Below are 13,017 nucleotides of genomic sequence, written 5' to 3'. Positions count from 1 at the left end.
AGGGTGTGTCACTTGCTCCGCGACACGAACTGTGTCAACTCAGCTGAGACTGAAGACCGCCGCCCGGTAGACGAGTGGGACCCCCAGCCCGCTCGTGAGGGGGGGAGAGGCCGTGTGCGGCGTGCATTTGCGCCGTACACGGCCTCCGCCGTCCTGGCGGTGAACGCCTGGTCTCTCAGGCGCTTTCGCGAACGACCAGCGTGGAGGGGAAGAACGTGGCGTGGTCCGCGCCCTCGCGGTCGAGCACGGCCCGCGCCGCCGCCGCGGCGATCTCCTCCACCGGGTGAGTGGACGTGGTGAGCGCGGGGCGGCTGAGCGACGCGAACGCGATGTCGTCGAACCCGGCGACCGCCACGTCTCCCGGCACCGAGACGCCGAGCGCGTGCAGTCCGTCGAGGACACCCAGCGCGGTGAGGTCGCTGAGCGCGAACACGGCGTCGGTGTCCGGCCAGCGGGCCATGATCTCGGCGGCCGCCTCGGCGCCGCGGGCCGCGGTGAAGTCGCCGGGGACGACCCTGGTCTCGCCGCCGCTGTCCCGCATCACCCGCTGGTAGGCCTCGACGGCGCGGTCGCCGCACGGCAGCCACGACGGGCCGGTGACCATCGCGATCCGGCGCCGGCCGGTGCTCACCAGGTGCTGCACGACCCCCGCGGTGCCGGTGCGGTTGTCCACGTCGAACGACGGCACGTGCCGCGTGCCCACCCCGATCGCGGCGACCCGGCCGCGCAGGTCGCGCGGCACGGTCTCGAGCGCCGGTCGCGTCGGGTTGACCACGAGCAGCCCGCCGAGGCCGCGGCTGCCCGCCAGTGCGGCGAGCGTGACCGGCTCGTTCAGGGGTAGCCAGTGCAGGGACACACCGACCTCGCGCTCGGCGGCGATGTGCGCGGCCGTGGTCAGCACGCGGCCCACGTAGGGATCGTCGAGCACGGCGGCGGTGTGGCCGATGACGGCGATGGCGAGGCGGGTACCGCTGCGGGAGGCCAGTGCGCGGGCGGCGGCGTCGGGCACGTAGCCCAGTTCGATCACTGCGGCGGTGACCCGGTCGCGCGCCCGCGACGACGCCGGGCCCTGACCGGTGACCACACGTGAGGCGGTCGCTCGTGAGACTCCGGCGGCCCGTGCCACGTCGTCCAGCGTCGCGCTGCGTTGTCCCTTCATCTCCACAGTATTGCGGTGGAAGCGCTTCCATGTGTGGGGTATGTACTTTGTGTATCGAGAAAGGGGGACCGGGATGACGGTCACGTTGCCGCGCAGGCAGGTCCGGGCCGCCGCGGCGGGTGTCGCGGTCACCTTCGGACTCAACGGCGTCGCCGTGGCGACGTGGTTCGCCCGCGTGCCCGCCGCCCGTGACGCGCTCGGCCTGTCCGCGGGTGCGCTCGGCCTGCTGCTGTTGTCGATGTCGCTGGGCGCGTTCCTGGCGATGCTCACGGCGGGCGAGGTCACGCACCGGCTCGGAGCCCGGCGCACGGTGTGCGTGTCGGCCGTGGTGGTGTCGGCCGGTCTCGCGGTGGCGGGTGTCGGCATCGGAGCCTTCCCGTCGGTGGCGCTGACCGCGGTCGGGATCTTCGTGCTGGGCTACGGTTCCGGTCTGTGCGACGTGGCGATGAACGTCGAGGCCGCGGAAGTCGAACGCGCACTGGGAAAAACGGTCATGCCGCGCTTCCACGCGATGTGGAGCCTCGGCACCGTGGCCGCCGCCGGACTCGCATCTTTGGCGGCGTGGGCGGTTCTGCCGGTGACCCTGCACCTGGCCACCGTGGCGGCGGTGGTCGCGGGCGGCACGCTGGTGGCGGCGCGAACGTACCGGTTCGGCGGCGAGGCGCAGCACGGTGGCGGTGGCAGCGGAGTGATGGCGGCGTGGCGGGAGCCCCGCACGCTGCTGGTCGGGTTGCTCGTGCTGGTGCTGGCGTTCACCGAGGGCACCGCGAACGACTGGGTGGCGGTCGCGTTCATCGACGGCTACGCCTTCGAGCCCGCGATGGGCGCGGTGGTGTTCGCCGTCTTCGTCACGACGATGACGTGCGGCCGGATCTTCGGCACGATCGCGCTGGACCGGTGGGGCCGCGTGCCGGTGCTGGTGGCCACCATGCTGCTGGCCGCGACCGGCGTCGGCCTGGCGGTGTTCGGCGGATCCCCGGTGGTGGCGGTCGCGGGCGTCGCGGTGTGGGGCCTCGGGACCGCGCTGGGCTTCCCGGTCGGGATGAGCGCCGCGGCGGACGACCCCGCGCACGCGGCGGCTCGGGTGAGCGTGGTCGCGGTGATCGGCTACACCGCCTTCCTCGCGGGACCGCCGCTGGTCGGGCTGCTCGGTGACCAGGTGGGCGTGCTGCGCGCCCTGCTCGTGGTCCCGCTGTTGCTGCTGCCCGCGCTCGCGCTCGTGCCCGCTCTGCGGCCGATTCACTCTGATACCGACACGTCTCGTTGAGTGGGACGGCCTCTTGTGAGGGCCGATAGCGTCGAACGCATGATCTCTCGGCGCGGCGTCCTGATCGCGGCAGGACTCACGGTGCTACCGTCGCGGGCTGTGGCGGCGGCGGCTTCTCCGATCGTGAAGCCGTTGCCCGCCAGCGACTTCATCGTGCACGGCACCAACGCGGAGACGCGCTGGGAGGCGCTGCGCGACGTCGGCTCCCTGGTGCCGGTGTCGAAGTTCTTCGTGCGCAACCACACCTCGACGCCGTTGCTCGACGGCTCCGCGTGGCGGCTGCGGATCTTCGGATCCGGGGTGTCGCGCCCGTTGTCGTTGTCGTTGCGCGACTTGCGAGCGCTGCCGTCCTGCACGGTGGAAGCCGTGATCGAGTGCGCGGGCAACGGCCGCAGCTTCTTCACGACGCAGCAGGGCCAACCGGTCCCGGGCACGCCGTGGAAGCTCGGAGCGGTGGGCAACGCCCGGTGGCGCGGAGTGCCGCTCCGCGAGCTGCTGCGGCTGGCCGGGGTGCGGGAGTCCGCGGTGGACGTCATGCCGGCCGGGCTGGACGACGAGTACGTGAGCGGCGGCGTGAACCACGGACGGGTGCGGCGGCCGCTACCGGTGTCGAAGGCGTTGGACGACGTGCTGGTCGCGTACGAGATGAACGGCGTCGACCTGCCGGCGGACCACGGGTACCCGGCCCGGCTGGTGGTGCCGGGGTGGGTCGGGATCGCGAGCATCAAGTGGCTGGGATCGCTGGAGGTGTCGTCGACGCCGCTGCACTCGCCGTGGGACACGGACTTCTACCGGCTGCTCGGGCCTTCGTACCCGGCCGCAGGGACGCTGGTGACGTCGCAGGTCGCCAAGGGTGCGTTCGAGTTGCCGTGGGAGGCGACGCTGACCGCTGGGCGGCAGCTGCTGACCGGGCGGGCGTGGGCGCCGGGCGGGGTGCGGCGGATTTCGGTGTCGACGGACGGGCGGACGTGGCGGCGGGCGACTCCGGTGTCGGGCGGTGGGTGGACTCGGTGGCAGATTCCGTGGCGGGCCACTCCCGGGGCGCACGTGCTGCGGGTGCGGGTCGATGATCAGCCCGAGTCGGCGCCCTTCAACACGCAGGGCTATCTGTTCGGGGCTGTGGTGAAGCATCCGGTGACGGTTGTGTGAGCGTTCAGCTTGGCTGTGTGGGTCCATTGACGAGCGTTGGTTGCGTCATCGCCGCTTCGCGACGATTGCGATTGGGGCTTGACTCCGATCCGAGCACGGTAGCACCTCGCACCCAAAGTCAAGCCCCAATCGCGAGCGTGCGTGGCCGCTTTTCGGCGGTCGGGTTCCGGGAATTACCGCTTGAACAGCGCGGTATTGCTACGTGGTGGTTCGATTCACTCGATGGTGTTCATTTTCGACCGTAATATTCTCGTGATCTTGCGGTAGAGTCGAACACGTGAGCGACCCCAGGCTTCCTCTCCTCTCCACCGGCGAGCTGCTGCGCAGCATCGTCGGCAAGGTGACGGAAATCCGGGCACGCGAATATGCAGTGATGCAGGAAATCGCCGAGCTGAATCGGCGCGGAGCCGCCGCCGAACTCGGCTACAAAACTCTGCCGCAGGTGCTGCGGCACGCCCTCCGCTGGGATCCGACGACCGCCAGGCGCTGGGTCGAGCAGGCCGTCCTGCTCAGCAGCGAGATCACCCCGACCGGCAACGAACTCGCCCCCGCCCTTCCCGCGACCGCCGCGGCGGCGGCGGAGGGCGCGTTGTCGCTCGACCACGTCGTCGCGGTCGCCGAGGCGATGAAGACCCTGCCCGCCGAGGCCGAGACCCTGCTCGTGGACCGGGCCCGCGACTTCGAGCCCGCCGAGGTGCGCTCGTTCGGCGCAGACTTGGCCTACCGGCTCTACCAGAACGATCCCGAGCCGCGTGACCCCGAGCCCGAGCCCGCGGGCAACCGGCTCACGCTGCGCCAGAGCAAGACGGGGGACTGGAAGCTCGCGGCGACGATGGACGCGGTCACCGGCGCCAAGTTCGCGACCCTGCTCGACCCGCTGGCCAAGCCCCGTCCGACCACCGCCGAGGGTCCGGACCCGCGCTCGCGCGACGAGCGCCAGGGCGACGCCCTGGCCGAACTGATCGACCTGACGCTGCGGGCGGACACGTTGCCCGAACACGGCGGCGAACCAGTCGCGTTGACCTTGACCATGGCCTACGAGGCCCTGGCCGAGCAGACCGGTCACGCGGTGCTGGACAACGGTGAACGGATCCCGGCCGATCAGGTCCGCCAGCTGGCCTGTGCGGCGGGGGTCATCCCGATGGTGATGGGCAGCCGGTCGCAGCCGCTCGATGTGGGCCGCCGGTCGCGGCTGTTCACCGCCGGGATCCGCCGGGCCCTGGTCGCCCGTGATCACGGCTGCGCGTTCCCTGGGTGTGGCCGGCCGCCGAAGCATTGCGATGCCCACCACATCCAGCACTGGGCCGACGGCGGAGACACCCGCATCGACAACGGCGTGCTGCTGTGCCGCCACCACCACACGCTCATCCACCGCAGCGAGTGGGCCGTGAAGATGGAGCAGGGAGTGCCGGTCTTCTATCCGCCGGCTTGGCTGGACCCGCTGCGAAAACCCAGACGCAACCTGCTCCACACCGCCGCCTGACCCCGACCAGGGAACGCGAGCGGCCCCTCACCACCATCTCGACCGCCACGGCCGTGCAGCACCGTCACGGCCGTGGCACAACCATGCCCACAATCCGGCCAGGATCGGAAAGCCGCGACAGCGACACGAGCGATCACGCTGACCAAGCGCCACCCGGCACCGGCAACGCGCCAGACGAGGCCAGGGCACCAGCACAGGCGACCGCCCAGACCGGAGGCCGTGGCAGCGGCACGAGCAACGGCTCAGACGGGGCCGGGGCATCGGCGCAGGCAAGGGGGCCGGACGAGGCCGTGGCGCTGGCGCTGGCAAGGGCCGGATGCGGCAGGGGCGCCCGCACAGGCGAGGGCCGGGCGAGGCAGTGGCCCTGGCACCGGCAAGCCAGAGGTATCGGCAAAGCTGTCGAATCGGCAAAGCCGAAGACACGCACCAACCCGCGCTGTGGCTGTGCGACGCAAGCCGTAAAGCCCCGCGCTGCCACGCATTGTCAAATGGCAAAGCCGAGGCAATCCCCGAAACCGCGATGCGAAGCGAGCCGGACAGCACCTGATGCCACGCTGTTCAAGCGGTAATGTCCGGGACCCGACCGCCAAAACGCAACCACGCACACATGCGATTGGGGCTTGACTTTGGGTGCGAGGTGCTACCGTGTTCGGATCGGCCGGGCTCCTCATGCCCGGCTTTTGAAGGCCGACCAGCGCCTCGCAAGGGCCCCGAAGTCAAGCCCCAATCGCAATCGTCGCGAAGCGGCGATGAAATGACCCGGCTCGGTAAACCGCACACGCAACCACCCGCGCAAGGCGACCAAACCGCACTGGCGACCCCTCTGCCGGGACCATCAGCCCCAAGCGCTCGGCGGATCGCACACCCAGGTGTGAAGATCGAGCGGTGACTGTCTCCGCGTGGGCACCCCTGCGCCGCAGCGCCTTCCGGGCGCTGTGGCTCGCCCAGTTCGCCTCCAACATCGGTACGTGGGCGCAGACCGTCGGCGCTCAGTGGCTCATGGGTGACCTCGGCGGCACGGCCCTCCAGGTCGCGCTCGTGCAGACCGCCACCACGCTGCCGGTGTTCCTGCTGGTCGTGCCGTCCGGGGCGCTGGGCGACATCCTCGACCGGCGGCACGTGCTGATGTCCGGGCAGGCGCTGATGCTGGCCGGGGCGGCAGGCTTGATGCTGCTCGCCGGTACCGACAGGGCCACGCCGGTCAGCCTGCTCGGGCTGCTGGCGTTGATGGCTGTCGGGCAGGCGTTGTCGATGCCGTCGTTCCAGGCCATTCAGCCCGAGCTGGTGGCGCGGGAGGAGATTCCGCAGGCCGCGTTGCTCAACGGCGTCAACATGAACGTCGGGCGGGCGATCGGGCCCGCGCTGGGCGGGTTGCTGATCGCGTTGGCGGGTCCTGAGGCGACGTTCGCGTTCAACACCGTGTCGTTCGTCGGCGTGATGATCGTGCTGGCGCGGTGGCGCAGGCCGTCGGACAGTCGTCCACTGGGGACCGAGCACATCACCACCGCGGTGCGGACCGGGGCGCGGTACGTGGGCAGTTCGCCGTTGTTCCGGCGGGTGCTGGTGCGGCTGTTGCTGTTCATTGTGTTCGGCAGCGGGTTGTGGGCGTTGTTGCCGGCCATCGCGCGTGGGCCGCTGGAGCTCGACGCCAGCGGGTACGGCGTGTTGCTCGGCAGTGTGGGCGCGGGCGCGATCGGTGGTGCGTTCGTCGTGCCGAAGTTGTTGCAGCGCATGAGCAAGAACCGGATGGTCCTGTTCGCCACGTGGCTCTACGCGGTGGCCACCAGCACGGCGGTGCTGACGGAGAACTTTGTGCTGGTGATCGTGGCGATGTTGCTGACGGGCGCGTGCTGGATCGCGACGCTCTCGACGTTCAACGCCACGGCGCAGGTGTTGCTGCCGTCGTGGACGAGGGCTCGGGCGTTGGCGTACTACCAGTTGATTCTCATGGGCGGGCAGGCGTTGGGCGCGGTGGTGTGGGGTGCCGTCGCGGACGCGTACGGGCTGCGGGAGGCCATGATCGTGCCCGCGGTGGCGATGGCGGTGGCGGTGCTCGCGGCGACGAAGTGGTTGCCGTTGCTGGACCGGCCGCTCGACGTCACGCCCGCCACGTACTGGGACGCGCCGCCGGAGATCGACGACACCAACGCCGGGCCGGTGCTCGTCACGGTCGAATGGCCGGTGGCGAAGGAGAACGAGGACGAGTTCATCGACGCCATGCAGCGGGTCGGGCGGGCACGCCGGCGGACCGGGGCGACGATGTGGGGCCTGTTCCGCGACACCGAGAAGCCCGAGACGTTTCTGGAGACGTTCACGGTGGCGACGTGGCAGGAGCACCTGCGGCAGCACCTCGAACGCGGCACCGTCGTGGACCAGAAGAACCAGGAGGCCGCACGTGCGCTGGCCAAGGACGACCCGCACGTGCGGCACCTGATCTTCGCCGAGCCGACGAAACCCGGTTAGGCGTCGCAGCACCCGTGAGCCGTCGCAAGGACAGGCTGACGATGTTGTCCATAGCGGCGGGCTATGAGCGGAAGAGATGCTCGCGACCCCGCAGGCGATGTGACGCTCCTGAGCACCTCACATTCCCTGCGGAGGACAAACGATGCGATTAGCGGCACTCGTCCTGGCCCTGCTGGCCGGGCTTCTCGTTCCGGCGGCAGCGCAGGCAGCTCCCGCGAGCGGCTCGCCGAACAGCCCGTTGCTCCCACCCGAGGTGGCGCGGAACCTGCACCACGCGTCACCTCAGTCGACCATCTACGCGGCCGTCACCGACTACCCGGCGGAGCTGCGCGCGTTGACCCACGTGCTGAACAACTACACCAACGCCGACGACGCCAGGGTGCACGCTGGCATGATCATGCTCTACCAGGGACACGGCCGGCCGGAGTTCCTGGCCGCGGTCAAGGCCGATACCGCGATCCTGCGGGCGCTGCGCCGGTTCGTGGTGCGGCACCTCGGCTTCTTCGGCACCGACCGCGCCTACCTGGTGCACAACGCGACCCGCGAGCTCGGCCGGTTCCTGCAGCACCGCGACCTCGCCGCGCGCGTCCGGCCCCTGCTGGTCGACCTGATCAGGCGCGGTGACGTCGTCGGCCGGCTCGCCCCGATGTGGGTGGGCGTCGCCGAGATGGCCGACTGGTACGACAAGGCCAACTGCCGCGCGTACCGCACCTGCGACTTCCGCGAGCAGATCAACCGCAGGGTGCTGGGCATCCGCTACACGTGCAGCACCACGTTGCGCATCCGCGCGCAGCAGCTGACCACCGACGAGCTGCGCCGGACGTGCACGAGCCTCGCCGGGCAGGACGCGGTCTTCCACGGGCTCGTGCGCGATCCCGGCCCGGTCGCCGGTGACCTCAACACCGCGCTCGAGGTCGTCGTGTTCGACTCCAGCACCGACTACCGCACCTATGCCGGGGTGATGTTCGACATCGACACCAACAACGGCGGCATGTACCTCGAGGGCGATCCGTCGAAGGCGGGCAACCAGCCGAGGTTCATCGCCTACGAGGCCGAGTGGCTGCGCCCCGAGTTCCAGATCTGGAACCTCAACCACGAGTACACCCACTACCTCGACGGCCGGTTCGACCTGTACGGCGACTTCGAGGAGAACATGAAGACACCGACGGTGTGGTGGGTCGAGGGCTTCGCGGAGTACGTCTCGTACCACTACCGCGGCGTGGTCTACGACAGGGCGCTCGCCGAGGCGAAACTGCGCACCTACGCCCTGAGCACGCTGTTCGACACGACCTACGACCACGACACCAAACGGGTCTACAACTGGGGTTACCTCGCGGTCCGGTACCTGGTCGAGAAGCACCCCGAGGACGTCACGACGGTGCTGGCGAAGTACCGCGTGGGCGACTGGGCCGGCGCCCGCGACCACCTGACGCGGATGATCGGCAACCGCTACGACACCGACTGGTACACGTGGCTCAGTTCGCTGCAGTGAGCACCGAGCCCCACTCCTCCCACCACGGCCGGAACACGGGGCTCGCCAGCGCCTGGTCCGCGTAGGCGCCCAGGACCTCGGCGAACACGCGGCTGGCCTGACTCCAGGTCAGCCGCTCCCGCCGCCAGCAGAACACCAGCCGCATCCGCATCGGCGAGCCCGCGAGCGGCCGCACCGCCACCCCCGGCCCGCCCTGCGACGTCGGCTCGACCAGCTGCACGGCCTTGCCCGCCGCGATCAGCTGGCGACCGGCCCCGCTCGGCACCTCGAACCTGATCCGCGGCACGAACCCCGCCGCCCGGCACGCCGCGCGCAACGTCGTGAGCGACCCGTCCTCGGCTCCCGGCGGCCCGACCCACGCCTCACCGGCCAGGTCGGCGAGGTCCACTTCGGACCGCGCGGCCAGCGGGTGGTCTGCGGGCAGCGCGACGTACACCGGCACCCACGGCACGACGATCCGCTGCGCCACCCCGCGCGGCAGCCCCAGGTCGCCCTCCTCGTCGACCGCGATCACCGCCGCGTCGAGGTGCCCCTTGCCGATCGCCAGCGCCAGAGCCGTCGACGACGGGTCGACGTGCAGCGTCACGTCGGGCAGCGTCTCCTCCAGCCGGGAGAACAGCGCGGCCACGCACTCCATGTGCACCGACCCGAACCGCACCGGCCCGTCGACCGGCACCGCCGCACCGAACGCCTCCAGCTCCACGAGCAGCAACCGGGCCCGTTGCAGCATTTGCGCGCCGAGCGGGGTCGGAGTGGCGCCGGAGCGGCCGCGGTCGAAGAGCCTGCCGCCGACCAGCCGCTCGACCCGCTGCAGCAGCGTCGTGAGCGACGGCTGGGAGATGCCGAGCTGTGTCGCCGCGCGCGAGACGCTGCCCGCGTCGCCGATGGCACAGATCGCCCGCAGGTGCCGGATCTCCAGTTCCATAGCGCGAGGCTATACGCGTCCGGGTCTCAGCAGGAGCGGTCGCGCTCGGCGCCCAGCGGAGAGAACTCCAGACGGACGTCCCCCGAACGGGGCAGCACCAGGGCCACGCCCTCGCGCCGGTTCCAGCCCTTCGGCAGCAGGAAGCTCTGCCCGCCCGACTGCAGCACGAGGACCAGGCCGTCGTAGCGGAACCGGAACGCCGCGTCCTGCGCCGTGCACGCGGTCGCCGTGACGCCCGGCCCGCGAAGCCCGAGGTCCTTCGTGCTGAACACGACGGTCTCCGGCATGCCGCCGAGCTTCGTCTCGTACTCGTAGCCCCTGGCCTGCCCGACCGCCGCCGAGTAGTCGGTGACCGCCCAGAACAGGCCGATGGTCGCGAGCACGAACGTGAACGTCCACTGGATCACCGGCACGGCACCGGCGGCGAGCTTGCCGGACAGCGTCGCGTGCAGGCGTTCTGCGACGGGGAAGAGGATCACGCCCAGCGCCACGCACACACCCGGCAGTCCGGGCACGGCGTAGAGCAGGGCAGGCACCGCGAGGCCGGTGAGCCCGAGCAGCAGGAGCCCGAAACCCAGCGCCACCAGCACCGGAACCGCACGCCGGGCCAAGGCGCGCCACGTCCTCGGCGCCAGCGCCGACCGCAGGAAGCGGTAGCCCCACAACGCCGCGAGCCCTGCCGCCGCCAGCACCGTCAGCGGTACGAACATGCCGTCCGAGCTGCGGATCAGGTAGTCCGGCGCGGACAGGCCGAGCACGGAGTAGTGCACGCCGAACCACTCGCAGAAGAACGTCGCGTGCCGCGTGCCGAAGTAGAACAGCAGCGCGGTCAGCACGGTCGTCGGTGCGAGCAGGGACCCGAAGACCTTCAACGCCTTCGACGGCGCCTCGTCCTTGGGCCTGGCAGGAACGGCGCGCATCTCTCAGCCCTCGGAGCAGCGCTTGTTGGTGACCCGGAACGTGATGGCGCCGCCCTCGTACAGCGGGTCGGGCACCTTGATGCCCTTCGGGACGACGATGCAGTCGCCCGGCGTGTTGGTGGACGTGTCGACCACGAGCGCGAAGCCCACGCACACCTTCTTGCCAGGGCAGACGTTCGCCAGCTCGGTCTGCATGCTCGCCCACGCGCTGGGGAACGACTGGCCGGTGCGCTGCTCGATCGATCCGCGCAGGCTTGCCGGGAACACCCAGCGCGGCTTGGGCGGTGGTGGCGGCGGTGGCTTGACCGTCGTCTTCGTGGTCGGGCGAGGCGGTGGCGGAGGTGGCTGTGTGATGATCACCTCGGCCGTGGTCGGTGTCGTGGTCGATGCCGATGTAGTCGTCGTGGTCTTGGTCGTGATGTCGTCCTGGGGCAGCGCTCTCGGCGTCACGGCCGGCTGACCGCAGGCGGCCAGCGTGGCGGCGGCCAGGAGACAGATCTGGGCTCGGCGGTTCATGGTGGATGCCTCCTTTCGTACGTAGAGGCCTGCCGCCGAGCGCTGAATACACCGCCACGTTCCATAGGACGAATCTATGGTCAACTGAGATTGGCGTGATCGTTCGAGCCGCTGCAGGCTGGGGGACAGCCCGCAGCGAGAGGACGAAGAGTGGCCCGCACACGCCGTGACATGGCGAAACTGGTGGACGCGGACGGTTTCCGCACGTACATCCGCGACGGTTGGGGTGAGTGGGACAGCTCCGTCGACCTGCCGAAGGGCACCGCCGAGGCTGCCGCGGCCCACCGCGCCAAGCTCGTCGCCGCCCTGCCCGGCAAGCGGATCGCGCTGGCTGCCGGACGCGCGCACGTCCGATCGAACGACACGTTCCACGACTTCCGCGCCGACAGCGACTTCGTGTGGCTGACCGGCTGCCAGGTCGAGGGCGCGGTGCTGGTGCTGTCCGACGCCGACGCCACGCTGTTCGTGCCCGTGCCGTCGGAGGCGCACAGCGTCGACTTCTTCGGTGACGCCGACCGCAGCCCGTTCTGGATCGGCGCCGCCGCCGGGCCGAAGGAGTGGGGCGAGGCGCTCGGCATCACGGCCCGCCCGCTGGAGGACCTCGCGCCCGCGCTGCGCGGCCGTCACCCCGAGACGCTGACCGCCAAGGGCGTCGACCCGTTGCTGGACGCGCTGACCGGCTCGCACAGCGACGAGCTGCGCACCACGCTCGCCGAGCTGCGCCGGATCAAGGACGACTGGGAGATCGACCAGCTGCGTCAGGCAGTCGACGCCTCGGTGAAGGGCTTCGCCGACGTCGCCATGGAACTCGGCCAGGCCGTGCGCGGCGGGGGAGAGCGCTGGCTGCAGGGCACGTTCGATCGCCGCGCCCGCACCGAGGGCAACGGCCCCGGCTACACCTCGATCGTCGCCGCCGGAGCGCACGCCCCGGTCCTGCACTGGACGCGCTGCGACGGCCGCGTGAACGAGACCGACCTGCTGCTGCTCGACGCCGGTGTGGAGATGAACTCCCTCTACACCGCGGACGTCACCCGCACGTTCCCGGTCAGCGGCGAGTTCAGCGAGCCGCAGCGCCAGGTCTACGACCTCGTGTACCGCTCGCACGTCGCCGCGCTCGCGGAAGTGCGGCCCGGCAACGACTACAGCGCCTTCCACCACACCGCGATGCGCGTGCTCGCGGAAGGCCTGCACGACTGGGGCCTGCTGCCGGTCAGCGTCGACAAGGCGCTCGACCCGAGCGGCCAGCACCACCGGCGCTACATCGTCTGCGGCACAGGGCACTTCCTCGGCCTCGACGTGCACGACTGCGCCGACGCCCGCCAGGAGACCTACCAGCAGGGCATCCTGGAGCGCGGCATGGCGCTGACCGTCGAGCCGGGCCTGTACTTCCACCCCAACGACGAGACGCTGCCGCCGGAGCTGCGCGGCATCGGCGTGCGCATCGAGGACGACCTCGTCGTCACCTCGACCGGCGCCGAAATCCTCTCCGACGCCCTCCCCATCACTCCCGACGACGTGTCCGCCTGGGTCCGCAAACAGCGCTCCTGACAGACGATGAACGGCGCTTTTGTTCACCTCAGGTGGACCTGGTGTTTTAACCGGGGGTGAGTTCGTTGGGACGGGTCGCCGCGTCAGCGGCGGCC

At 70.6% G+C, this 13,017-nt stretch carries 10 protein-coding genes; 6 read left to right on the top strand and 4 right to left on the bottom strand.

Translation table 11 applies throughout. From position 1 onward, the window contains the following. Window positions 1-175 precede the first annotated feature (175 nt). Window positions 176-1,159: a LacI family DNA-binding transcriptional regulator gene (locus IEZ09_RS44800; RefSeq protein ID WP_189259955.1), complete on the bottom strand. Its 984-nt coding sequence runs from the start codon at window positions 1,157-1,159 to the stop codon at window positions 176-178. Window positions 1,160-1,232: 73 nt separating this feature from the next. Between IEZ09_RS44800 and IEZ09_RS44795 the strand changes: the two genes are divergently transcribed. The 5 genes from IEZ09_RS44795 to IEZ09_RS44775 all read left to right on the top strand — a co-directional run bounded on the left by IEZ09_RS44795 (window position 1,233) and on the right by IEZ09_RS44775 (window position 9,013). Then, window positions 1,233-2,426, top strand: a complete 1,194-nt coding sequence (locus IEZ09_RS44795) for an MFS transporter (protein ID WP_189259954.1) — start codon at window positions 1,233-1,235, stop codon at window positions 2,424-2,426. Between the two features lie 39 nt (window positions 2,427-2,465). Beyond that, window positions 2,466-3,575, top strand: coding sequence for a molybdopterin-dependent oxidoreductase (locus IEZ09_RS44790; protein ID WP_189259953.1), 1,110 nt, complete (start codon window positions 2,466-2,468; stop codon window positions 3,573-3,575). Window positions 3,576-3,852: 277 nt separating this feature from the next. After that, window positions 3,853-5,058, top strand: a complete 1,206-nt coding sequence (locus tag IEZ09_RS44785) for an HNH endonuclease signature motif containing protein (protein ID WP_189259952.1) — start codon at window positions 3,853-3,855, stop codon at window positions 5,056-5,058. A gap of 885 nt (window positions 5,059-5,943) precedes the next feature. Beyond that, window positions 5,944-7,521, top strand: a complete 1,578-nt coding sequence (locus IEZ09_RS44780; RefSeq protein ID WP_189259951.1) for an MFS transporter — start codon at window positions 5,944-5,946, stop codon at window positions 7,519-7,521. A 142-nt stretch (window positions 7,522-7,663) separates the two neighbouring features. Next, window positions 7,664-9,013 carry a collagenase gene (locus IEZ09_RS44775; RefSeq protein WP_189259950.1) on the top strand — a complete coding sequence of 450 codons (1,350 nt, stop codon included), beginning with the start codon at window positions 7,664-7,666 and terminating at the stop codon, window positions 9,011-9,013. On the opposite strand, the gene IEZ09_RS44770 is transcribed toward IEZ09_RS44775, so the two are convergent. From IEZ09_RS44770 to IEZ09_RS44760, 3 genes are read right to left on the bottom strand one after another with little or no spacing between them, the layout of a single operon-like run. Then, window positions 8,997-9,938, bottom strand: coding sequence for a LysR family transcriptional regulator (locus IEZ09_RS44770; protein ID WP_189259949.1), 942 nt, complete (start codon window positions 9,936-9,938; stop codon window positions 8,997-8,999). The two genes, IEZ09_RS44775 and IEZ09_RS44770, sit on opposite strands and share 17 nt — an antisense overlap. 26 nt (window positions 9,939-9,964) lie before the next feature. Further along, window positions 9,965-10,858, bottom strand: a complete 894-nt coding sequence (locus tag IEZ09_RS44765) for a hypothetical protein (protein ID WP_189259948.1) — start codon at window positions 10,856-10,858, stop codon at window positions 9,965-9,967. Between the two features lie 3 nt (window positions 10,859-10,861). After that, on the bottom strand, window positions 10,862-11,374 hold the full coding sequence (locus IEZ09_RS44760; RefSeq protein WP_189259947.1) for a hypothetical protein: 513 nt from the start codon (window positions 11,372-11,374) through the stop codon (window positions 10,862-10,864). 171 nt (window positions 11,375-11,545) lie between these two features. Between IEZ09_RS44760 and IEZ09_RS44755 the strand changes: the two genes are divergently transcribed. Continuing rightward, window positions 11,546-12,922 carry an aminopeptidase P family protein gene (locus IEZ09_RS44755; protein WP_189259946.1) on the top strand — a complete coding sequence of 459 codons (1,377 nt, stop codon included), beginning with the start codon at window positions 11,546-11,548 and terminating at the stop codon, window positions 12,920-12,922. The last annotated feature ends 95 nt before the right edge of the window (window positions 12,923-13,017 follow it).

Source organism: Lentzea flava (assembly GCF_014648475.1).
GTDB lineage: Bacteria > Actinomycetota > Actinomycetes > Mycobacteriales > Pseudonocardiaceae > Lentzea > Lentzea flava.
The sequence above is the reverse complement of the archived record's forward strand: the minus strand, read 5'-3'. Positions and strand labels throughout refer to the sequence as shown.